Consider the following 22756-nt stretch of genomic DNA (forward strand, 5'->3'; position numbering starts at 1 on the left):
GCGCATGGACAAATTGGATTTGCCCATGCTGCCGCGCCTGTTCCAATATCCTCACTAACGCCTGAAGCACCCGCCCGAGCTCGCGCAGGTTGCCGGGCCAGGCGTAATGACTGAGCGCGGCGTAACAGCCGGGCAGGGCGGCGCGCAGCGGCTCCGTCAGCGGCACGTCGAGCGCCGCCAGCGACTGTTTCAGAAAGTGTTCCGCCAGCATCGCAATATCGTCGCCGCGCGCCCGCAACGGCGGCAGCTGCAGCCGCAGGGCGCTCAGGCGGTAGAACAGATCGGCGCGAAAATCGCCCTGTTGAATCGCCTGCTCCAGGCGGGTGTGGGTGGCGCTGATAACGCGAAAATCGACCTTTACCGGCTGTTGCCCGCCCACCCGGGTGATGGTTTTTTCTTCCAGCGCCCGCAGCAGCCGGGTTTGCAGGTGCAGCGGCATTTCGCCGATCTCATCCAGAAACAGGGTGCCGCCGTTGGCGGTTTCCAACAGCCCGCGTCGGCCGCCGCGCCGTGAGCCGGTAAAGGCGCCTTCCTCATAGCCAAACAGTTCCGCCTCCAGCAGCGATTCGGCGATGGCGCCGCAGTTGATGGCGACGAACGGCGGCGTCGCGCCGCGCCGGGAAAAGTATTCGCGGTGGATCGCCTGCGCCGCCAGCTCTTTGCCGGTGCCGGTTTCGCCTTCGATCAACACCGCCGCCGGCGATCGGGCGTACAGCATGATGGTGCGTCGCGTCTGTTCCATCTGCGGGGAATCGCCCTGTAAATCGCTCAGCCCATAGCGCGGCTGCAGGGTATTGCGTGCGGCGTAGTCGCCGCCGCGTTTGGCGCCGCCCAGCATCAGGCGCGTCACGTCCAGCGCGTCGCTGAAGGCGGCGCGCAGGGTGGCGGCGGAATAGAGAAAAATGGCGGTGAGCCCGGCCTCTTCCGCCAGATCGCTGATGAGGCCGGCGCCGACCACCGCCTGAATGCCGGCGGCTTTCAGCTCGGCGATCTGGCCGCGCGCGTCCTCTTCGGTGACGTAGCTGCGCTGCTCCAGCGGCAGATCGAAGGTTTGCTGGAACTCCAGCAGCGCGGGCAGGGGCGTTTTGTAGGTGATGACGCCGATCCGATCGGCGGTTCTGCGCGCCTTGCTCAGCGCCTGCAGCAGATCGAAGCCGCCGGGTTTGACCAAAATGACCGGCACCGACAGGCGGCTTTTCAGGTAGGCGCCGTTGGAGCCGGCGGCGATGATGGCGTCGCAAGGCTCGGTCGCCAGGCGAGCGCGGATATGCTGCACCGCCTCCTCAAAGCCGAGGCGGATCGGGGTGATGACCGCCAGATGGTCGAACTCGAGGCTGATATCCCGGAACAGATCGAACAGGCGGGTGATGGAGACGGTCCAGATCACCGGTTTGTCTGGCGCGCGGGACGGCGTGATGTGATCGCTCATGGTGGGTTACCGAATGAAAGTGGCTGCATTAGGTGTAGCCTTGTTTCAGTCATGTTTCAAATATGCCGATTGAAACCGCGATTGAAACGTTAACTGAAACGTTTTTTATCGCTTGGTCTGCCCAATGGCGACGCGAATTTTATAACTCATTTATTTTTATCGCTTTTAATTTTTTCCTCGCCAAAGTGCAACCTGGCCCGCCCCTTGCTCTGTCTGTTCCATCTAGCTAATCGGAGAGAACGTCATGACGCTGCGCTCACCCGGGCTCGCCTTTCGTCAGGCCCTGAGTAAAGAGAAACCCCTGCAAATCGCCGGCGCGATCAACGCCAACCATGCCCTGCTGGCCCAGCGGGCGGGGTTCCAGGCCATCTATCTTTCCGGCGGCGGCGTGGCGGCCGGTTCGCTGGGGCTGCCGGACCTGGGCATTTCAACGCTGGACGATGTGTTGACCGATATTCGCCGCATCACCGACGTCTGCCCACTGCCGCTGCTGGTGGATGTCGACAGCGGTTTCGGCGCATCGGCGTTCAACGTCGCCCGCACGGTGCGCTCGGTGAGCAAGGCCGGGGCGGCGGCGCTGCATATCGAAGATCAGGTTGGCGCCAAGCGCTGCGGCCATCGGCCCAATAAGGCCATCGTTTCCACCGAAGAGATGGTGGATCGCATCAAGGCGGCGGTGGATGCGCGCAGCGATCCGGACTTCGTGATCATGGCGCGCACTGACGCGCTGGCGGTGGAGGGGCTGGAGGCGGCCATCGAGCGCGCTCAGGCTTACGTGGCGGCCGGGGCCGACATGCTGTTCCCGGAAGCGATCACCGAACTGGGCATGTACCGCCGTTTCGCCGAAGCGACGCAGGTGCCGATCCTCGCCAACATCACTGAATTCGGCGCGACGCCGCTGTTCACCACCGACGAGCTGCGCAGCGCTCGGGTGGATATGGCGCTGTATCCGCTGTCGGCCTTTCGGGCGATGAACCGGGCGGCGGAGCGGGTGTACCGCGCCCTGCGCGAGGAGGGCACGCAGAAAAGCGTCATCGACACCATGCAGACCCGCAACGAGCTGTACGAAAGCATCAACTACTATTTGTTCGAAGAGAAACTCGACGCTTTGTTCGCTCGCCAGCGCGACGAATAAGCGCCATTCACGCAGAAGCCAAATGAGGACAGTATGAGCCAAGCGATCCCCCCGCAAAGCCCGACTGGCGTTAAGCCGAAAAAATCCGTGGCGTTATCCGGCGTGCCCGCCGGGAATACCGCGCTGTGTTCCGTAGGGCGCAGCGGCAACGATCTGCACTACCGCGGTTACGACATTCTCGATCTCGCGCGCCACTGCGAGTTTGAAGAGGTCGCCCATCTGCTGATCCACGGCAAGTTGCCCAACCGCGACGAGCTGCAGGCCTATAAACACCGTCTCAAAGCGCTGCGCGGCCTGCCCGCCAGCGTGCGCACGGTGCTGGAGGCGCTGCCGGCGGCGTCTCACCCGATGGACGTGATGCGCACCGGCGTTTCGGCCCTCGGCTGCACGCTGCCGGAAAAAGAGCAGCACGGCGCGGCCGGCGCGCGCGACATCGCCGATCGGCTGCTGGCGTCGTTGGGATCGATGCTGCTCTATTGGTATCACTACAGCCACAACGGCGAGCGCATTCAGCCTGAGACCGACGACGATTCCATCGGCGGCCACTTCCTGCACCTGCTGCACGGTGCAGCGCCTTCTGCCAGCTGGGAACAGGCCATGCATGCGTCGCTGATCCTGTACGCCGAGCATGAGTTCAACGCCTCGACCTTCGCCGGCCGGGTGATCGCCGGCACCGGATCCGACGTCTATTCGGCGATCGTCGGCGCCATTGGCGCGCTGCGCGGGCCAAAGCACGGCGGCGCCAACGAGGTGTCGCTGGAGATCCAGCAACGCTATGAAACGCCGGACGAAGCGGAAGCCGACATTCGCCGCCGCATCGATAACAAAGAGGTGGTGATCGGCTTCGGGCACCCGGTGTACACCGTCTCCGATCCGCGCCATCAGGTGATCAAAGAGATCGCGCTGCGCCTGTCGCAGGACGCGGGCGCGATGAAGCTGTATGACATCGCCGACCGGCTGGAAAGCGTGATGCGCGACACCAAAAACATGTTCCCCAACCTCGACTGGTTCTCGGCGGTGTCTTACCACCAGCTGGGGGTGCCCACCGAAATGTTCACGCCGCTGTTCGTCATGGCGCGGGTGAGCGGCTGGTCGGCGCACATCATCGAGCAACGGCAGGACAACAAAATCATTCGCCCCTCCGCCAACTATACCGGGCCGGAAGCGCGGGCGTTCGTGCCGCTGGATCAGCGCTGAGCGCCGATCGTTATCGTGTCGTTTTCACTATGGAGCCTTTGGGAATCATGATGCTTGAGTCTGCCAACACCGGCCGTCCGCCGTTCGATCGCGAAATGGTCGATATCGTCGATTATGTAATGAAAGAGGCCGTCGATACCCCGGCGGCGTACCGCACCGCTCACTATTGCCTGCTCGATACCCTCGGCTGCGGGCTGGAGGCGCTGAGCTACCCCGCCTGCAAGAAACTGATGGGGCCGGTGGTGCCGGGCGCCGAGGTGCTGAACGGCAGCCGGGTGCCGGGCACCCGCTTCCAGCTGGATCCGGTGCAGGCGGCGTTCAATATCGGCGCCATGATCCGCTGGCTCGACTTCAACGACACCTGGCTGGCGGCGGAGTGGGGCCACCCGTCGGACAACCTGGGCGGGATCCTGGCGGTGGCCGATTGGCTCTCGCGCCAGGCGGTGGCGGCGGGCAAAGCGCCGCTGACCATGCGGCAGGTGCTGATCGCCATGATCAAGGCGCATGAGATCCAGGGCTGCCTGGCGCTGGAAAACGCCTTCAACCGGGTGGGGTTGGATCACGTGCTGCTGGTGAAGGTGGCGTCCACCGCGGTGGTGGCACAGCTGCTCGGCCTGAGCCGCGAGGCGATCCTGAACGCGGTGTCGCTGGCGTGGGTGGATGGGCAGTCGCTGCGCACCTACCGCCACGCGCCGAACGCCGGCACCCGCAAATCCTGGGCGGCGGGGGATGCGACCGCGCGCGCGGTGCGGCTGGCGCTGATGGCCGCCACCGGCGAGATGGGCTATCCCTCGGCGCTGACGGCGCCGACCTGGGGGTTCTACGACGTCTCGTTCAACGGCGAACCTTTCCGCTTCCAGCGGCCGTACGGCGCGTACGTGATGGAGAACGTGCTGTTTAAAATTTCGTTCCCGGCGGAGTTCCATGCCCAGACCGCCGTGGAGGCGGCCATGACGCTGCACCGCCAGATGCAGGCCGCCGGCAAAACCGCCGCCGATATCGCCAGGGTGAGCATCCGCACCCATGAGGCCTGCCTGCGCATTATCGACAAGCAAGGGCCGCTGGATAACCCGGCGGATCGCGATCACTGCATTCAGTATATGGTGGCGATCCCGCTGCTGTTCGGGCGGCTGACGGCGGCCGATTACGAGGATCGGGTGGCCGAGGATCCGCGCATCGACGCATTGCGCGGCAAGATCCTCTGCCATGAAGATCCCGCCTTCACGCGCGATTATCACGATCCGGAAAAACGCTCGATCGCCAATGCGCTGACGGTGGAGTTCGCCGACGGCAGCCGTCTGGATGAGGTGGTGGTGGAGTACCCTATCGGCCATGCGCGGCGGCGTGAAGCGGGTATCCCGCTGCTGATCGAGAAGTTCAAAACCAACCTGGCGCGCCAGTTCCCGGCCCTGCAGCAGCAGCGCATTCTCGAGGTGTCGCTGGACCGGCAGCGGCTGGCGCAGATGCCGGTCAACGAGTATCTCGATTTGTGGGTGATCTGACGCGAGCGGCGCTGACAAGCCACGTCGGCGTCGCTATGATGGACGCTCCATTTCCGTCTGTCTTCTTATCAGGTGATTCATGGTTGATGCCGCAACGTTGTTGTTGTTTTCCGGCGCCTGCGTGGCGCTGGCGCTGACCCCCGGCCCGGATATGCTGCTGATCGCTTCGCGCAGCGTCAGCCAGGGGCGGCGCGCCGGTTTCGCTTCGCTGGCGGGCATTCAGCTCGGCACTTACTGCCACGCGCTGGCGGCGGCGCTGGGGCTGTCGCAATTGTTCGTCGCGGTGCCGCTGGCTTACGACGCGGTGAGAATGTTGGGCGCGGCCTATCTGCTCTATCTGGCGTGGAAAACGCTGCGATCCGGCAGCAGTCTGCAGGCTTCCGCCGGGTTGCAGGCGGTGCCGACCGCGCGCATTTTCCGTCAGGGATTGTTCACCAACATCCTCAACCCGAAGATGGCGCTGTTCGTGTTGGCGCTGTTCCCGCAGTTTATCGATCCGCGCGCCGGCTCGGTGGTGGTGCAGATGCTGGCGCTGGCGACGGTGCTGAATCTGGTCGGCTTGCTGATTAACGGCGGGGTGATCCTGGCGGTCAGCGGCATGAAAAGCCGTTTCGCCGGCCGCCGCTTCAGCGCCCGTTGGCCGAACTATCTGCTGAGCGGCGTGTTCGCCGGGCTGGCCTGCAAACTCATTTTCGACAGCCGTCGTTAATCTTCGCGCAGCAGCGCTTCAAACGCCGCGCTGGCCGGTTCGTCCGGCAGCGCGCTGTACATCACCAGCCGCAGGTGGTTCTCTTCGTCGACGATGAAAGAGGCGTGGTCAAAGGTGACCGGGCCGATCTCCGGGAGGGTGAAGCTGCGCCGCCCCTGGCAACGTCCGTGAATATCATGCTGCCGCCAGAGCTGGCGGAACTGCGGCGATACCTGCTCCAGCGCCTGTACCCGTTGGCGCATCACCTCATCCTCCGGCGCACGGGCGTAGTCGCGGCGGAAGCTGGCCAGGATTTGCGGCGCCTGCGCCCGCCACTCCAGCAGGCGCGCATTGAGCTGCGGATCGGCAAACAGCATCCACAACATGTTGCGCTCTTGCGCCGGGCGCTCGCCGATGGCGAACAGCCGCTGTGCCGCCGGATTCCAGGCGATGATGTCCCAACTGAGGTTCATGACGTAGGCCGGCCGCAGCGTCAGGTCGTCCAGCAGGCGCCGCACCAACGGCGAAACCTGGCACCACTGATGGCCGACCGGCACCGGCGGGCGCTGATGCGCCAATAAAAACAGGTGGTAGCGGCCGGCGGCATCGAGCTGCAGCACCCGCGCCAGATTTTCCAAAAACGTCACCGACGCATTGATTTCCCTGCCTTGCTCCAGCCAGGTGTACCAGGTGAGGCCGACGCCGGCCAGCGCCGCCACCTCCTCGCGCCGCAAGCCCGGCGTGCGGCGGCGGCTGCCGCTCGGCAAGCCGACTGACTCTGGCGACAGTTGTTCTCGCTTTTGCCGCAGAAAATCCCCCAGTTCGTGGCGGGTGCGTTCGAGGGTGCGTGGGGGCATGTCGGCCGTCCTGTTGCTGTCAGTAATAGTATAAATGGCTATATAGTAACAGTTTAAACTCTATTCCATACTGCGGCCATCATAATCTCTGGAGGTGGTATGGAACATTCATTATCTGTTGAACGGCGGGGATTGCCCGGTCTGCCGGTGCTGCTGTTAGGCGGCTTCGTCACGGTGTTCGATCTGTTTGTGGTCAACGTGGCGGCGCCGGTGATCCAGCAACAGTTCGCCGCCGATTTCGCCGGTATCGGTTTGATCGTCGCCGGTTATGAACTGGCGTTTGGGGTGCTGTTGATCGCCGGTGGGCGTCTGGGCGATCGCTTCGGGCGTCGGCGTCTGTTCAGCCTCGGTATGCTGGGTTTCACGCTGAGCTCCCTGTTGTGCGGGCTGGCGGGATCGCTCAGCCTGCTGATCGCCGCGCGTATCCTGCAGGGGGCGGCGGCGGCGCTGTTGTTCCCGCAAATTTACGCCTTGATGCGGGTGCTGTACGCGCCGCAACAGCGGCGGCGCGCCTTCGCCTGGCTGGGCATGACGCTGGGGTTGGCGGCAATCTTCGGCCAGATCCTCGGCGGATTTATCATCGAGGCCAACCTGTTCGGCAGCGGCTGGCGCATGATCTTTTTGATCAATTTGCCGATCGGCGCGCTGGCGCTGTGGGCGGCGCGGCGCATTCCCGAATCGCGAGTGGCGCAGGCGCAGCGGCTGGACGGCGTTGGCCTGTGGCTGGCGGCGGCCGGCCTGTCGCTGTTGCTGCTGCCGTTGCTGGAAGGCCCGGCGCGCGGTTGGCCGTGGTGGATCGCGCCGATGTTGGCATTGGCGTTGCTGACGCTGTGGGGCTTCCTGCGTTGGGAGCGCCGCCTGGCGCAGCGCGGTGATGATGCGGTGCTCGATCCGGCGCTGTTCCGCCAGGCGGGCTTCGCGCCGGGCATGGCGGTGGTGCTGGCGATTTATGCCACCGCTTCCTCGTTTTTCTTGTGCTTCGCGCTGCTGCTGCAGGCGGGGGCGGGGCTGACGCCTTTTCAGGCGGGCAGCCTGTTCGCCCCGGCCAGCGCGGCCTTTATGCTGGCCTCGATGCTGGCGCCCCGGCTGACGTTGCGTTGGGGCAACGGCGTGCTGAGCGCGGGCGTGGCGATTTACGCCGCCGGGTTGGCGCTATTGATGGCGCAGGCGCTGTGGGGCGGGGCGCTGGCGCATCCGCTGCGGCTGCTGCCGGGGTTGGTCGTGCTGGGATTCGGCCAGGCGCTGAGCATGACGCCGCTGCTGAATCTGGTGCTCGGTTTGGCGCCGGAGCGGCAGGCGGGCATGGCGGCGGGTCTGGTGGCCACCGTGCAGCAGGTGGGGGGCGCGCTGGGCATCGTGGTCAGCGGCGTCGGTTTTGTGCCGCTGTTGGCGAGCGGCGGCGTGGCGGAACGCTATGCGCAGGCCTTTGCCGGCGCGATGCTCTGTAATTTGGTGGCGATGGGCGTCGCCCTGATCTTGTTAAACCGGATCACTCGAAATACTCAGAAAGCGGATCTTAAGTAGGCCGCCGGCGGGTGCTTTACTGTCGACATCATGAGAGAGCGATAAGGAGCCACACTGATGTTTCAACCCGCCGCATTTCGCGAAGACGATCTGGATGCCCAACTGGCGTTGGTGCGCGCCCACCCGCTGGGGCTGTTGGTCAGCCACGGCGAGCAGGGATTGACGGCCGATCCGCTGCCGTTTCTGGCCGATGTCGAACAGGGGCAGATCCGGCTGCGGGCGCACCTGTCGCGCGCCAACGAGCACTGGCGACGGTTGCAACAGGCGGCGGAATGTCTGGTAATTTTTCAGGGCCAGGAGGGCTATGTGTCGCCCGGCTGGTACCCGAGCAAGCGCCAGACCGGCAAGGTGGTGCCGACCTGGAACTACAGCGTGGTGCAGCTGCATGGCGTGCCGACGGTGACGGACGACCCGGCCTGGCTGCGCCGCCAACTGATCGATTTCACCGCGCAGCAGGAAGGGCGGCGTCCTGAACCCTGGCGGATCGAGGATGCGCCGGCCAACTACATCGCCGCACAGCTTAAAGGCATCGTCGGTATCGAGATCGCCGTCACCCGGCGCGAAGGCAAATGGAAAATGAGCCAAAACCGCAGCGCCGACGATGCCGGCGGGGTGATCGCCGGGCTGCGCGATGGCGATGAAGCGCAGCGGCGGCTGGCGGCGGAGGTTGAGCGGCGGCGCGGATAGGGTATGCTAACCGAAGAGTGAGCTGAGGGAACCTTCGGATGGATTACACCAAAATTATCAAAGAAATAGGCCGCGGCAAAAACCATGCGCGCGATCTGGATCGACAGACCGCCTTTGAGCTGTATCAGGCGATGCTGGCCGGGGAGGTCCCCGAGCTGGAGTTGGGCGGCATTCTGATCGCGCTGCGCATCAAGGGCGAAGCCGAAGAGGAGATGCTGGGGTTCTATCAGGCGATGCAGCAGCAGGTCTTGCCGCTGCAGGCGCCGCAGGGGCGGCCATTGCCGGTGGTGCTGCCGAGCTATAACGGCGCGCGCAAGCAGGCCAATCTGACGCCGCTGCTGGCGCTGCTGCTCGCGAAAGTGGGCCTGCCGGTGGTGGTGCACGGCGTGCTGGACGACAGCACCCGCGTGACCAGCGCCGAGATTTTCCGCGCGCTTGGGCTGACGTGGTCGGAACAGGCCGCTCACGCCCAACAGCGTCTCGATAACGGCGAGGCGGTATTCATGCCGGTTTCCGCGCTGTCGGCGCCGCTGGCGCGGCAGCTCGGGCTGCGTTGGCGCATGGGGGTGCGCAACAGCGCCCATACGTTGGCCAAGCTGGCGACGCCGTTCGGCGAACAGGATGCGCTGCGTCTCGCCAGCGTCTCACACCCGGAGTATGTCGGCCGAGTGGCGTCGTTTTTCCGTCAGATCGGCGCCCGCGGGTTGTTGATGCACGGCACCGAAGGCGAAGCCTACGCCAATCCGCTGCGCTGCCCGCAGATTCACCATATCGTCGGCGGCGAACAGCGCATATTGCTGGAGCGCACCTTGCAGGATGAAACGCCGGCGTTGCCGGCGGCGAAAGACGCGGCAACCACCGCGCGCTGGACCGAGCGCTGCCTGGCGGGCGAGGTGGCGATCCCGCAGGCCATCCAGCGGCAGGTCGCCTGTTGCCTGGTGGCCGCCGGCGAGAGCGAGACGCTGGAGCAGGGGCTGAAACGCCTGCATCAGGCCTGAGCGCGACTATACTGGGATATTTCCTCATCGGCTGAGAAGGACGGTTATGCAACAGGCTCTCGATTACTTCAATCAATTGAACCAGGATTACCTCGACGTACACCGCGCCAAAGAAGAGCTGTTCTGGCAAAACTACATGGGCACCGGCGGCGAAGACGTCTCGGCGCGCTTTTCCGCCGCGGAAAGCGCCTATAAGCGCTTTATCGCCGAACCGCGCCGGCTGGCCGAGATCCGCAATCTGCTGGCCGGATTGGAAGCGTTGCCGCAGGAGGCGCAGCGCGATGCGCTGATCCACGGTCTGCAAGGTTGGCTGCGCTTTTTCGACTGCAACGCCATTGAAGACCCGCAGGCGCAGGCGCTGTTGGATCAGATCATCCACGCCGAATCCGATCTCTACTCGCGCCGCAAGAGCTATCAGGTCACCCATCTGAACGCCGATGGCCGGCGCGTGGCGGCTTCGCTCGGCGAGCTGTTGACCAACCAGGCGACCAACCCGAACGAAGACTACCGCCGCAGCTCGCAGCAGGCGCTGCGCGATCTGGAGCAATGGCTGCTGCATAACGGCCTGCCGGAGCTGATCGGCCTGCGCAACCGCTTTGCGCGCCAAATGGGCTATCGCAACTATTTCGACTACAAGGTGAACAAGACCGAGCGCATGACGCCGGAGCAGCTGTTCGCCATTCTGGATCGCTTCGAGCGGGAAACCCGCGAGGCCAACGCGCGCAGTCTGCAACAGCTGGCGGCCGAGAAGGGCAGCCAGGCGCTGGAGCCATGGAACGTCCGCTTCGCCAGCGCCGGCGACGTCACCCGCCAACTGGATCCTTATTTCCCGTTTTCCCGTTCGCTGGAACGCTGGGTCGACAGCTTCAAACGCCTGCACATCGGTTTTGGCGGCGCGGAGATGAACCTCGATCTGCTGGTGCGCAAAGGCAAGTATGAGAACGGCTTCATGCACGGCCCGGTGCCGCCGTTTGTACGCCAGGGGGAATGGGTGCCGGCGCGCATCAACTTCACCAGTCTGGCGCAGCCGGGGCAGGTGGGCAGCGGGGCTTACGGGCTTAACACGCTGTTCCACGAAGGCGGTCATGCGGCGCATTTCGCCAACATTCGCCAGAATGCGCCGTGCTTCTCGCAGGAGTTCCCGCCGACTTCGATGGCCTATGCCGAAACCCAGTCGATGTTCTGCGACAGCCTGCTGGACGACGCCGATTGGCTGAAACGCTATGCGAAAAACGCCGCCGGTGAGGCGGTGCCCGATGCGCTGATCGAAGCCGGCATCGCGGCGCGCCAGCCGATGCGCGCGTTCAACGAACGCCATATCCTGCTGGTGCCGTACTTCGAGTGGGCGCTGTATCAGTGGGATGACGGGCAGCGCACGCCGGAAGCCATCACCGCGCTGGCGCGCGAGGTTGAGCAGAAGATCCTCGGCATCAGCGGCAGCCCGCGCCCGACGCTGGCGATCCCGCATCTGCTGTCGCTGGAGTCCGCCTGTTCTTATCAGGGCTACCTGCTGGCGATGATGGCGGTGGAACAAACCCGCCACTTCTTCCTGCAGCGCGACGGTTATCTGACGGACAACCCGGCCATTGGCCCGGATCTGGCGCAACACTACTGGTTGCCGGGCAACAGCGTCAGCCATGACGACACGCTGCGCAGCCTGACCGGCGAAGGGTTTAATCCGGACTATCTGGCGCAGGCCTGCAACCAGACGGTGGCGCAGGCGTGGCATGAGGCGCAGCAGACGATGGCCGCCGCGGCCAAGCGCCCGCAGCCGCCGGCAGATTTCGATTTGCAGGCGCACATCCGGGTAGTGGATGGCGAGACGGTATTGGCGGACAACGCCGAGGGTGACGAGCGGATGTGCCGCGACTTCGCCGCGGCGATAGAGGCGCGTTTGGTTTAAGGCTGACAATAAAATCCACGCGGAAGCGTGGATTTTATTTAATGGTTAAAACCAGGCGTTATTTTATTCGAAATAGACGTCGGGATTATCGGCCAGAGACACGAAGCTCTTGGTGTTTCTATCCAGCGTGCGAATTTCGCCGCTTTCGATGTCGTACACCCAGCCGTGCAGGCGTAGCCCGCTGTTGCGCAGACCCACCGCCACAGAAGGATGGGTTTTGATATTATTTAGCTGAGCAATAACGTTCTCTTCCACCATAGCGTTAACTTTGTCTGTTTCGCTATTCCAGGTTTTCTTCTCGACCACCGCTTTTGCCGCATCCGCATAGTGCAGCCAGTGAGCTACCGCAGGCATGGGGTCGAGGCACTGGCAGGACGCGATAGCCTTCATGGCGCCACAGTTCGAGTGGCCACAAATCACGATATCAGTAACACCCAATGCCACCACTGCGTACTCGATGGTCGCAGAAACCCCACCCGGCTCCGGGCCAAAGGAAGGAACGATGTTGCCGGCGTTGCGGATAACGAACAGTTGCCCAGGTTCTTGCTGCGTCACCAGCTCGGGAACCAGACGGCTGTCAGAACAGGAGATGAAAAGCGCTTTAGGATTTTGGCTGGAGGCAAGGCTGCGAAACAGTTCCTTACGCTGTGGGAAAATCTCTTTCTGGAAACTGAGGAAACCTTCAATGATATGTTGCATACAACGCTCTCTGCATCTGTAGTCTGCGTAACATGATAATCATCCTCTTCCGTTAGTCCAGCCATAGGCAGGTAAAAAAATGTGTGTGCAAGCCCCCCGCAAACCCCATTGAATACAGGGTTTCTGCCTGTTTGCGACAGAGTTTTCCGGCTCGTTGGCGCGCGGGGGCTGACGAAGCGGACGATAGGCAAATAGCTGTCGTATCTATTTAAAACTCGCTATGAAACCGTGTTACGGTTGTTCATCCAAGAGCCGCGTAACCCTAAGGCAATGAAATGAAGAAACTGACTTTTTTATTGGCGCTGGTATTACTGAGCGGCTGTGTGCAGGAGCATCCCTGGTTCTATCCGGCAAACGTCAGCATTAAAAATAATCGCGTATGCGTTAGCGTGCCGGACGATATTGCCGGAAAACGCGAGCTGGTGGGCATCGGAATTTATCAACCGGGGGCCGGCGGGAAGGCGGAATGGTCCACTTCGGTTGCGCCAGGTCAGCAACCGATAGCGGTGATGCCAGGCGAATGCCTGACGGAGGCTTTCGGCGGGTTCCAGATTGGGCATAGCTATTCGGTTGAGATTGCGACGGTCGGCAATGCGTCAAATGAGGCGCCGCGCAAATATTGGGCTGAATTTACAGTGGTTGCTGATAAAGCGGACGGCAAAAAACTCGCTGTCGTACCCATTCAGCGCTGACGTACGCGAACATCAAAAAAGCCCGCCGGGGTGATATCCGGCGGGCTTTTTGACGTCTGGGGCGGCGATTATTTGTAGATAACCGCGGTCGCGTGCATCAGGTTATTGCCGCTGGTAGAGGTGATGGTGAAAGCCTTGGCGCCTGCAGCATCGGCTTTGGCGGCCAGCTGAGACTTCAGGCTGCTCAGGTCGGTTGCGCCGCTGGCGACGATCACGCCGGCTTTTTCGAATTGGGCGGCATCCTGGGCGCTGACGTGTTCAGCGGCAAAAGTGCTGAAAGAAGCGGTGGCCAGGGCGATAGCGGCAGCAAAAGTTTTGATGGTTTTCATGTTCGTCATTCCTGTCAAAGTGAATTAGGGAGAAAGGGGTTTGCCTTTCGATGGGAAGATTATTGCGCAGTGACAGTCGGGATGAAATCGGAGAGTGTTGACAATTTTGTTCAGATTTTTTGATTATTAATTCCCCCCGTTCATCTTCTGCATAAACAGGGGGAGACGATCAGCGCGTCGGGCGCGCCAGATCGAAACGGTGCTGTTCGGAAATGCCGTAGTAGGCGGTTGGGCCGCCGGCGCGCAGGATAGGTTCGGCAGCGGCGGTCTGGTAGACGCCGTGTTCGTCCAGCAGCGCCGGATCGAGGTGCACCGCCACCACTTCGCCCAATATCAGCCAGGTCTCCACCTGTTCCCCGGCGGCGGTTTGCAGCTGAATGCACTGGGTCAGCCGGCATTCGAAGTTCACCGGGCTTTCGGCCACGCGCTCGGCTTTGACCCGGCGCCCGGGCAGCGGCGTGACGCCGGCGAAGGCGAATTCATCCTCGCCGCGCGGCAGGGGGATGGAACTGTGGTTCATCGCTTCCGCCAGCGGGCGTGTCGCCAGGTTCCAAACGAACTCACCGGTTTCCACGATATTCGCCACGCTGTCTTTCCAGCCGGTGCTGGCGAAACCGATGATGGGCGGGCGATAGTTGAAGCAGTTGAAAAAGCTGTAGGGCGCCAGATTACGCAAGCCGGCGGCGCTGCGGGAAGAGATCCAGCCGATGGGGCGCGGGCCGACGATGGCGTTCAGCGGATCGTGCGGCAGGCCGTGGCCGGCGGCGGGTTCATAATAATAACGAGATTCACGGTTCATGGGGCGTCCTGCGGCAATCGATGAAGCTTTCATTGTGCCGGGTTTCCCGCCGCTGCGCCATTGCGGGCCGGATGTGTTATCTTACGCGCCGGAAATCCCTTCAAGAGAGCCCGTCACGGTGGAAAAAAAGAAAACCTTCCCGCAGCAGAAAAGCGGCTTGCATCCGCGCAACCGTCATCGTTCGCGCTACGACTTCCCGGCGCTGATCGCCAGCTGCCCGGCGCTGGCGCCGTTCGTAAAACCGAACGCCTGGGGCGATGTCTCGGTGGACTTCGCCGATCCGGCGGCGGTGAAAATGCTCAACCGTGCGTTGCTGCAACACTTTTACGGCATCGAACACTGGGATATTCCGGCTGATTATCTGTGCCCGCCGATCCCCGGCCGCGCCGACTATCTGCATCACCTGGCGGATCTGCTGGCGACCAGCAACGGCGGCGAGATCCCGCGCGGCAAGGGCGTGGCGATCCTCGACGTCGGCGTCGGCGCCAACTGCATTTACCCGATCGTCGGCCTGCGCGAATACGGTTGGCGTTTCACCGGCTCCGAAATCGATCCGGTGTCGCTCAACTCGGCCAAGATGATCGTCGAGATGAACCCGACGCTGCGCAACAGCGTGCGCCTGCGGCTGCAAAAACAGCCTGAGCTGATTTTTAACGGCATTATCGGCGCGGCCGAGAAATTCGACGCCACCCTGTGCAACCCGCCGTTCCATGCGTCCGAGCAGGAAGCGCGCGCCAGCACCCGCCGCAAGCTGCATAAACTGGGCAAAGGAGAAGTGGCCGCCAAGCCGGTGCAAAACTTCGGCGGCAAGAACAATGAGCTGTGGTGCGAAGGCGGCGAAGAAGCCTTTGTGCGCAAGATGGTGGAGGAGAGCGTCGGCAAGGCCAACAACTGCCTGTGGTTCACCTCGCTCATCTCGAAAAACACCACGTTGCCGGCCATTTATCATGCGCTGAAGGTGGCGGGCGCGGCCGAGGTGCGCACCATCGAGATGGCGCAAGGGCAGAAGATCAGCCGCTTCGTCGCCTGGACCTTCCACGACGCCGAGCAACAGGCCGCCTGGGCAGCCGAACGCTGGCGTTAAGCCTTCAGGTGCCTCGGTATGGGAGCAAAGTCCCATACCGAGGATCGGTTTTCCCCGTTTTATTGACTTATCGCATCAGCATTTCTTAACTGTAGTCATACCTATAAAAACCCCTCCAGGCAGTGTGCAATGTCTCTCTTCGCGAGGTAGGAGACAGGCCGCGGCGCAGCCATGCCGCGAACTTAGTCCATTACACTGACGGGATTTATTATGATTCCTTTAGCTACGCAACAAGAGATCGGCGCCTTAATCATCGGCATTTTCGGGCGTTTGCCGACGGCGGCGGAAATCGATTACTACGACAGCGCATTTGATATCGGCAGCCAGCCGCCCGCCTATATGGCCAGTATTCTAATGAGCCAACCCGATGCTGGTTGGATGAGCGGCCAAAGCGAATACGACATTCTCAGCCAGGTTTATTTCTCCGTTTACAATAGCGCTCCCGATCCGGATTACATCAATGCCTTACTGCAACAGGGGCATTTCAACAGCGCTGTCGCCAGCGTCGTCATCGACCTCTTTAACTATCTGGGGGACGATCCGGTGATGCTGGCGCAGCGTGATGCGCTCGATCAGCGCATTGCAGAAGGTTTGTATCCCGGCACGGCCGCCGATGCCGCCGGCGGAAGCGGCGACGCGCAGGCGATGTTTTATCTGCTGCGAGCGCCCTGGCAGACCGATGAAATTGCGCATGACGGCAAGCTGCTCAATCAGGGGGGCGATCTGGCTGCGTTGGCGCAGAGCAAGATTGCCACCCTGCCGCTTAACGATCTTTCCGATCATGACTTCATTTTGCATCTGTTCGCTCAGGGATTCGAACGGCCACCGACGGCAACTGAACTGGCCGCTTACCAGCAACGGCTGGCGGAAGGCGCGACGCGCGGCGATCTGCTGGTGGATATGATCGCGCAGTTGCGCGGGGTGGTGGCGCCGGAAGATGCGGCGGCTCAACAGCATTTCAATGCGGCGGGCCAGGAATATTCGCCGGGCGAACTGCCGGCGACCGAGTATCTGGAGCAGATAGCGGCGCTGTTCCGTGCATTGCCCGAGCGGGCGGTGGACAGCGTCTCGCTGGACAATTGGAGCAAGACGCTGGCCTCCGGCACCTTGAGCTATGCCGAATTGGTCACGGCCCTTCTGGCGACGCCGGAATTTCAGGCGCAGATCGGTGGTTTACAGGGGGACGACTTTATTCAGCACGTCTATCAGGCGGTGCATGGCCGGGCGGCGAATGAACAGCAGTTGGACCACTACCGGACGTTGGGCGGCGACAAGGCCCTGGTCACGCAGGCGGTGATCGCCGATCTGATCAATGCGCCGCCGACAGGTGATGTTCAGTATGAACAGTGGATGTTCGCGCGCGATGTCGGCGCCAGCCTGGCGTATAAAACGACCGCGTCTCTCGCCACCAGCGAGGGCGGCGGCAACGCGTCGGGTACGGTGAATACGCATGCTCATCATACGCTGAGCAATGCAGAAACCGCCGTGCTTTTCAGGGTGTTCCTGGATGCTGACGCGGACGTCACGGTTGACCTGAGCTATGCCTCGCAGCTTTCTTACCTGATCGTCAATGGCGACGCTGCGGCGGATATCTGGCTGCACAATAACCCTGCGGCTCGGTATGGGGTGGACATAACGGTAAACAATGCCAATGTGACAGTGCATGGCACCTATGGCGACGATCGGGTGCAGCTCACTTCGCAGGCCGATCTCGCCGCCGCCCAAGGGCACTTTTATCTGAACAACGGCAATGACAGCCTGCTATGGGGAGGCAATGCCGATGGCGGCGCCAATCATGTGGGGTGGATATTCAGCGCCGATGGCGGTGACGGGCACGATATTTTGTCCGCCAACCTGATCGTCAAAATGACCTCGACGCTCGATCTCTTTGGCGTGCGCATCAGTACGGTGAGCAGCAATGCCGCCAACTTCAGTCATTTCGAACAGATAGATATGGCGGGTTACATCGGCCAGGCGGAAGCTACGCTGACGCAAATCGGTTGGAACGGTTACAGCACGAAAGCGCTGGCGACGAGTGCTCATGTGTTTGACTACGGGGTGCTGAGCGGCAACGCCACCGTAGAGGGAACGGACGGTGGGACGGTCGTGCAGAGCCGGGCGGCGCAGGCGCTTGGCCGTGAGGGATTGTTGTTGTCCGGCCGGGCGGATAACGTCAAGGTGATCAACGCCAATGCCGATGCGGCGCGCCTTGAAATCAGCGGTATCGGCGATCATGCGGACAGCCGGCTGGAGATAGCCTTCCTTGAGAATGCCACCGATCGTTTCGATCTGTTGTTCTCCGGGCGCGGTAATGCCGGCTCGTTGGCGCTTGACTCGCATGGCGATGAAAATCCATTGACATTGGTTGCCATTAACACCGGCGGCTGGGGAAATGGCGCCTTGACGCTGACGGGGCAAAATGATCAGGTGCAAGACATTACGTTGTCCGGCGGCGCGAATTTCAACCTGACGCTAACGGAGGGGTACACTCAGGTCCGCCAGGTTGACGCTTCGGCCTTCGCCGGTAATGGGTTCACCCTGACGTCCTCTCATGGTGGCAGCGGTGACGGCACGATCATTCAAATGTTGGACTTGCTGCCGTTAAGTGGTGGCGCGCAGGCCAAATTGGCGCCGCTGCTGGAAGATCTTGGACTACAGGGCGAACAGCTGTTGGTCAAAGGCGGAGGAGGCAGCGATCAATTTAACGTGCAGGGAGACACGACGATCGTCGCCGGCGCAGGGAAAAGCCACGTTACGCTGCAGAGCAGCACGGCGGCGTCAGGCGTGACGTTAAAAGACTTTTCGCTGACGCAGGGCAGCATCGACGATGTGCTTTCGGGCCTGCGGATTGCCCATGGCGCCGGCGCTAAGCTGGCGGATTATGGGGTCAGCGATGCGCAAGGCATGGAGGCGAGAATCAGCGCCCTGACGGCCGAGCAGGGCGGCAGCGCCAGCCAGCTGTTGGCCGCGTTGCTCGATCTCGGTCAGCCTGGCGCGCTGAGCGCCAAGGTCGGGGTCAGCAGCGTTCTCGGCGAGCAAAACAGCAGTTACCTCATTGTCGATAACAATGATGACCACCGTCTGGATGCGGCGGACAGCGTCATCCTGCTCTTGGGGCAGGACCATCAAAGTTTGCTCAATGAACTGCGTTATGTGCCGGAAATCATGCTCAACGGCACGGTGACTGAGCCGGAGCCGCTGGTCGCGTAAGAGGCGATGTGTTAGCTCAACGGCGCCGGTTATCCTGCCGGCGCCGATAAAAATCCGCATTTTACCTTTCAATTTTCATTACTTACGTTATTCTCATTACGCATTTAATAATAAAAATCTTAGGTTGTTGGTTTATTTAAATTCGAATAATTACTTTACTGAATAAATAAATTTAATCCGGTTAATAGCAATAACCAGAAGGTTCGGCGCTGCCCGTTCCTTCCGCGATGGCACGTCTGCGTGTGGGCGCGGCATGTGGCCAGACAAAATAAGAAAAGCGCCATCATCTGCCACAAGGACTACACCTTATGCTGTTAAGATTCAGTCAGTTAACTACCCACAAAGGCGCCGAACTGGGCGCGATAGAACACGCCGTTCCCATGATCGTATTCTCGCCCGACGGCACGGTCTTGCGCGTCAACGATCTCTTCCTCAACACGCTGGGATTTCAACGCGATGACGTGATTGGCCGGCATCACCGTATTTTCTGCGATCCGAACTATGTCGCCAGCCCGTTATATCGCAAGCATTGGGAGACGCTGAATAAGGGGCAGCCCATCACGGACACGATAAAGCGCATCGCGAAAAACGGCGAGGCGGTGTGGCTGCAGGGCACCTACGCGCCGGTGCTGAATAAACAGGGTAAGGTGGTGGAAATCGTCAAGATCGCCAGCGAAGTGACCGAGCGAGTGACCCAGGCGCAGGAACACCGCAGCCTGCTGGCGGCGCTGAATCGATCGATGGCGATGATCGCTTTCACGCCGCAGGGCACCATTGTCAGCGCCAACGACAATATGCTGGCGCTGATGGGCTATCGGCTTGAAGAGGCGTGTGGGCAGTCGCATGCGGTGCTGTGCCCGCCGGCGTTCGCCGCTTCCGACGATTATCGGCGGCACTGGCAGCGCCTGGCGCGCGGCGAGTTCATCACCGGGCGTTTTGAGCGCGTCAACCGGCGTGGCGAACGGGTATGGCTGGAGGCCAGCTATAACCCGATCCTCGACAACGACGGCCAGGTGGTGAAAGTGGTGAAGATCGCCCAGGACATCACCCGGCTGATGCAACAGCAGCAGCATGAAGAAGAGATGGTGCGCAACGCGCATCATCTGTCGCTCGATACCGACCGGCAGGCGGCGCAGGGCGCGGTCATCGTGCAGCAGGCGGTGAAGGGCATGCAGCAGGTCGAAGCGGCGGCGCGCGAAACGTCGGGCGTGGTCACCGAGCTCGGCAAGTGCTCTCAGCAGATCGGCACCATCGTCGAAGCCATTCGTAAAATCGCCGCCCAAACCAATCTGTTGGCGATTAACGCCTCCATCGAAGCCGCCCACGCCGGTGAGCACGGGCGCGGTTTTGCGGTGGTGGCCAATGAAGTGCGCACGCTGGCGGAGCAGTCGCGCAAGGCGGCGACCGAGATCGAACGCATGACCAAGTCTATCCAGCAAGGCGTGGCGGCGGCGATCGCCGGCATGGCGACCTGCGTGGAACAGGCCGGCGGCGGTGTGGCATTGACCCACGATGCCGGAGAAGTGATCAACCAGGTCAATATCGGCATGCATGACGTCGTGAAGCTGATGCAGGCGTTTACGTCGGTGAAACAGGGCGACGCGTTGCACTGAGTCTGCCGGACGCCGCCCCTGAAAGCGGGGCGGCGTTTGTCTCTTCCCACCGATCTCTGCGCCGTTGAGCTGCGGTTCAATTTTACCGGTCTATGCTAGACTTGATATGAACGAACGTTCGTTCATTCATTCATTCATTTATATCAATTTATGGCGCCAGGCGCCCCCTTCACCGTTTCGGGAGCTGCCGATGGGAAACCGAGAAAAGATTGTCGACGCTGCGCTGCACAGCTTTACCCATAAGGGATTTCACCAGACCAGCATGCGGGATATCGCCCAGGCGGCGGGCGTCAGCGTGGGCAACCTCTATAACCATTTTTCCGGCAAGGAGGCGCTGATCGGCGAGATCGCGCTGCTGGAAAACGGCGTATTCGCCGAGTTCGCCGCCGCATTGCGGGCCGAGAAAAAGCGGCCGAAAGAGGCGCTGTCGGCCTTTTTCACCGCCTATCACGCTTTTGTCGCCGAACCGGACAATGTGCAACTGACGGCGGAGATTGTGGCTGAAGTGGCGCGTAACCCGGCATTGGCCGAACCGTTCAGCGCCAACCAGCGGCAGTTGATTGAGGCGCTGGCGACGACGATCGCCGAGGCTCAGCAAATCGGCGAGATCGCGCCGGCGATAGCGCCCTTGCCGCTCGCGCAGCTGGTGCTGGACGTGATCGAAAGCCAAGCCTGGCGGCAGGCGATCTTTGCGTCGCCTGCGCCGGAGGGGGCCACGCCGGTGCGGCTGTTGGAACAACTGCTTTACCGGCATCCCTAGTCGAGGTTGATATGTTGCACATTGAGCCTTATCGCGACGCTGACCGGCTGCAAACGGCGGCGTTGATCTACGCCGCGTTCTGCGACAAATTCCAGCGCGCGCGCCGTCTGAGCGCCCGCCTTCAGTGGCGTCTGTTCTATCGGCTGTGGTGTTGGCGGCAAAGCGGCAGCCGGGAGCGCAGTTTCGTGGTGAAACAGAATGAACAGGTGGTGGCGGCCTTTGCCCTCAATGCGGCCGAAGCAGAGGGCGACGGCGGGTTGCGCCCGCGCGGATTGCCGATTTGGCGGCTGTGTCGCCGCTATGGCTGGCTGAACGTTTGGCGCATGTATCTGCAAATGGCGGTGTTGCAGCATGCCCCGGCGGCCGATGAGCTGTATCTCTCTTACCTGGCGGTGGCGGAGAATCAGCGCGGCAAAGGGGTGGGCAGGCGACTGCTGCAGTGGATGAACGACTACGCCGCCGAACAAGGCGCAGGCCGACGTCTGAGCCTGCATGTCAGCCGGCGCAACGTGAATGCGCAGCGTCTGTACCGGCGCTGCGGCTTTCAGGTGCGACGCGAAGAGCATTACGCCTTGCTGGGGCTGCTGTTCGGCCAGGCCGATTGGATATTGATGGAGAAACGCAACGGGGAGGCGACGTGCGCAAAATAGGGCTGTGCCTCGTGGCGCTGGTTTTGGCGGCGCTTGGCTGGGTGATTTACGTCAACGACTTTCGCTTTGTCACCGAACCGGTCGCGGTGACCGCCGGCGGCAATCGGTTGACCGGCACGCTGGTGCTGCCGGAGCATGCGCCGGTCAAGCCCGGCGTCGTGGTGTTCGTGCACGGCGATGGGCCGGCCAACGCCAGCCGCGACGAAGGCTATTACGGCATTTGGGAGGCGATGGCGCAGCAGGGCTATGCGGTTTTAGCCTTCGATAAGCCGGGCGTTGGCGGCTCCGGCGGCAACTGGCTGCATCAGACCATGGCGGATCGCGCGCGGGAAACCGTCGATATCATCGACTGGGTCCGGCGGGACGGGCGCTTCGATGCGCGCTGCGTGGGGCTGTGGGGCACCAGCCAGGCGGGGTGGGTGATGCCGGAGGTGGCGCGTTTGCGCCCCGACATCGCGTTTACGCTGGCGGTGGCGCCGGCGATCAACTGGCTGCGACAGGGGCGCTATAACACCCGGGCGGCGATGGCGGCGGCGGGGGATGATGAAGCGCAGATCCAGGCGCGCGAGGCGCATTGGCGCCATATCCAAACGCTGCTCGAACAATCGGACGGCTACGCGGAGTACCGCCGCGAGTATGGCGCCGCCGCCGCATTGAGCGCCGACCGCTGGCGCTTTATCCGCGCTAACATGGCCAGCGACTCGACGGCGGGATTGCGGCATTTCACCACGCCGGTGCACCTGATCCTGGGCGGGCGCGACGTCAACGTGGACGCGGACGAAACCGAGCGCGTTTACCGGCAAACGATCCCGGCCTCGCTGCTGACGGTGACGCGCATCGACGAAGCCGATCACGTGATGGTCAAGCCGCTGTTCGCGCGCCATCCGTGGCTGACCAACGTGGTGGGCCTGTTTGCCCCGCGTTCGGTGCAATACGACGCCTACCGGCAGGACGTGGCGGCCTTCCTGGCCGCTCAGCCCTGCGGGCGCGGGCGCTAACC

The 22756-nt window shown here is 62.2% G+C and carries 20 protein-coding genes; 15 read left to right on the forward strand and 5 right to left on the reverse strand.

Going from position 1 to position 22756, the window contains the following annotated elements:
- Positions 1-1429, reverse strand: a 1429-nt coding sequence (gene prpR / locus ACTJJ6_RS00005) for a propionate catabolism operon regulatory protein PrpR (RefSeq protein ID WP_440827386.1), incomplete at its 3' end; no start/stop codon positions are given.
- Between the two features lie 244 nt (positions 1430-1673).
- Here prpR and prpB point away from each other — a divergent pair.
- From prpB to ACTJJ6_RS00025, 4 genes are all read left to right on the forward strand, one after another.
- Positions 1674-2564, forward strand: a complete 891-nt coding sequence (gene prpB, locus ACTJJ6_RS00010) for a methylisocitrate lyase (protein ID WP_016928535.1) — start codon at positions 1674-1676, stop codon at positions 2562-2564.
- A 33-nt stretch (positions 2565-2597) separates the two neighbouring features.
- Entirely contained in the window at positions 2598-3761 is a 1164-nt protein-coding gene (prpC, locus tag ACTJJ6_RS00015) for a bifunctional 2-methylcitrate synthase/citrate synthase (protein ID WP_016928534.1), read from the forward strand.
- A gap of 50 nt (positions 3762-3811) precedes the next feature.
- Complete coding sequence (locus ACTJJ6_RS00020; RefSeq protein ID WP_049299532.1) at positions 3812-5263, forward strand: bifunctional 2-methylcitrate dehydratase/aconitate hydratase; 1452 nt, start codon at positions 3812-3814, stop codon at positions 5261-5263.
- Positions 5264-5342: 79 nt separating this feature from the next.
- Entirely contained in the window at positions 5343-5972 is a 630-nt protein-coding gene (locus ACTJJ6_RS00025; RefSeq protein WP_193842658.1) for a LysE family translocator, read from the forward strand.
- Here the strand turns inward: ACTJJ6_RS00025 and ACTJJ6_RS00030 are convergent.
- Positions 5969-6808: a helix-turn-helix transcriptional regulator gene (locus ACTJJ6_RS00030; protein WP_049299516.1), complete on the reverse strand. Its 840-nt coding sequence runs from the start codon at positions 6806-6808 to the stop codon at positions 5969-5971. The two genes, ACTJJ6_RS00025 and ACTJJ6_RS00030, sit on opposite strands and share 4 nt — an antisense overlap.
- Before the next feature lie 99 nt (positions 6809-6907).
- Between ACTJJ6_RS00030 and ACTJJ6_RS00035 the strand changes: the two genes are divergently transcribed.
- Genes ACTJJ6_RS00035 through ACTJJ6_RS00050 form a run of 4 tightly spaced genes read left to right on the forward strand, consistent with a single transcriptional unit; the run spans position 6908 to position 11920 of the window.
- Positions 6908-8332: an MFS transporter gene (locus ACTJJ6_RS00035; RefSeq protein ID WP_151254861.1), complete on the forward strand. Its 1425-nt coding sequence runs from the start codon at positions 6908-6910 to the stop codon at positions 8330-8332.
- Between the two features lie 57 nt (positions 8333-8389).
- Positions 8390-9019 (forward strand): FMN-binding negative transcriptional regulator, encoded by a 630-nt coding sequence (locus ACTJJ6_RS00040; RefSeq protein WP_016928529.1) that lies wholly within the window; start codon positions 8390-8392, stop codon positions 9017-9019.
- A 38-nt stretch (positions 9020-9057) separates the two neighbouring features.
- Positions 9058-10017, forward strand: coding sequence for a DNA-binding protein YbiB (gene ybiB, locus ACTJJ6_RS00045; RefSeq protein ID WP_440801619.1), 960 nt, complete (start codon positions 9058-9060; stop codon positions 10015-10017).
- A 46-nt stretch (positions 10018-10063) separates the two neighbouring features.
- Positions 10064-11920, forward strand: a complete 1857-nt coding sequence (locus tag ACTJJ6_RS00050; protein WP_151254862.1) for a M3 family metallopeptidase — start codon at positions 10064-10066, stop codon at positions 11918-11920.
- A 63-nt stretch (positions 11921-11983) separates the two neighbouring features.
- Here ACTJJ6_RS00050 and ACTJJ6_RS00055 read toward each other — a convergent pair whose 3' ends face one another.
- On the reverse strand, positions 11984-12619 hold the full coding sequence (locus ACTJJ6_RS00055) for a carbonic anhydrase (protein ID WP_004939270.1): 636 nt from the start codon (positions 12617-12619) through the stop codon (positions 11984-11986).
- A gap of 275 nt (positions 12620-12894) precedes the next feature.
- On the opposite strand from ACTJJ6_RS00055, the gene ACTJJ6_RS00060 reads away from it, so the two are divergent.
- On the forward strand, positions 12895-13311 hold the full coding sequence (locus ACTJJ6_RS00060) for a putative T6SS immunity periplasmic lipoprotein (RefSeq protein ID WP_016928526.1): 417 nt from the start codon (positions 12895-12897) through the stop codon (positions 13309-13311).
- A gap of 68 nt (positions 13312-13379) precedes the next feature.
- On the opposite strand, the gene bhsA is transcribed toward ACTJJ6_RS00060, so the two are convergent.
- On the reverse strand, positions 13380-13640 hold the full coding sequence (gene bhsA / locus ACTJJ6_RS00065) for a multiple stress resistance protein BhsA (protein ID WP_016928525.1): 261 nt from the start codon (positions 13638-13640) through the stop codon (positions 13380-13382).
- A gap of 169 nt (positions 13641-13809) precedes the next feature.
- A complete protein-coding gene (locus tag ACTJJ6_RS00070) occupies positions 13810-14439 on the reverse strand; it encodes a flavin reductase family protein (protein WP_033640932.1) in 630 nt (209 codons plus the stop codon).
- 118 nt (positions 14440-14557) lie between these two features.
- Here ACTJJ6_RS00070 and rlmF point away from each other — a divergent pair, with 118 nt between their 5' ends.
- The 6 genes from rlmF to ACTJJ6_RS00100 all read left to right on the forward strand — a co-directional run bounded on the left by rlmF (position 14558) and on the right by ACTJJ6_RS00100 (position 22754).
- Positions 14558-15523, forward strand: coding sequence for a 23S rRNA (adenine(1618)-N(6))-methyltransferase RlmF (gene rlmF, locus ACTJJ6_RS00075; protein WP_170913119.1), 966 nt, complete (start codon positions 14558-14560; stop codon positions 15521-15523).
- Between the two features lie 210 nt (positions 15524-15733).
- Positions 15734-18733 carry a DUF4214 domain-containing protein gene (locus tag ACTJJ6_RS00080; RefSeq protein ID WP_151254863.1) on the forward strand — a complete coding sequence of 1000 codons (3000 nt, stop codon included), beginning with the start codon at positions 15734-15736 and terminating at the stop codon, positions 18731-18733.
- A gap of 308 nt (positions 18734-19041) precedes the next feature.
- Positions 19042-20346: a methyl-accepting chemotaxis protein gene (locus ACTJJ6_RS00085; RefSeq protein WP_151254864.1), complete on the forward strand. Its 1305-nt coding sequence runs from the start codon at positions 19042-19044 to the stop codon at positions 20344-20346.
- Between the two features lie 190 nt (positions 20347-20536).
- Positions 20537-21106: a TetR/AcrR family transcriptional regulator gene (locus tag ACTJJ6_RS00090; protein ID WP_197754618.1), complete on the forward strand. Its 570-nt coding sequence runs from the start codon at positions 20537-20539 to the stop codon at positions 21104-21106.
- Between the two features lie 11 nt (positions 21107-21117).
- Entirely contained in the window at positions 21118-21756 is a 639-nt protein-coding gene (locus tag ACTJJ6_RS00095) for a GNAT family N-acetyltransferase (protein WP_206195286.1), read from the forward strand.
- On the forward strand, positions 21744-22754 hold the full coding sequence (locus tag ACTJJ6_RS00100; protein WP_143778745.1) for an alpha/beta hydrolase family protein: 1011 nt from the start codon (positions 21744-21746) through the stop codon (positions 22752-22754). The genes ACTJJ6_RS00095 and ACTJJ6_RS00100 overlap by 13 nt, the downstream gene beginning before the upstream one ends.
- Positions 22755-22756: the final 2 nt, after the last annotated feature.

The sequence above is a fragment of the Serratia sp. 22278 genome (genome assembly GCF_052045405.1).
Taxonomy (GTDB): domain Bacteria; phylum Pseudomonadota; class Gammaproteobacteria; order Enterobacterales; family Enterobacteriaceae; genus Serratia; species Serratia marcescens.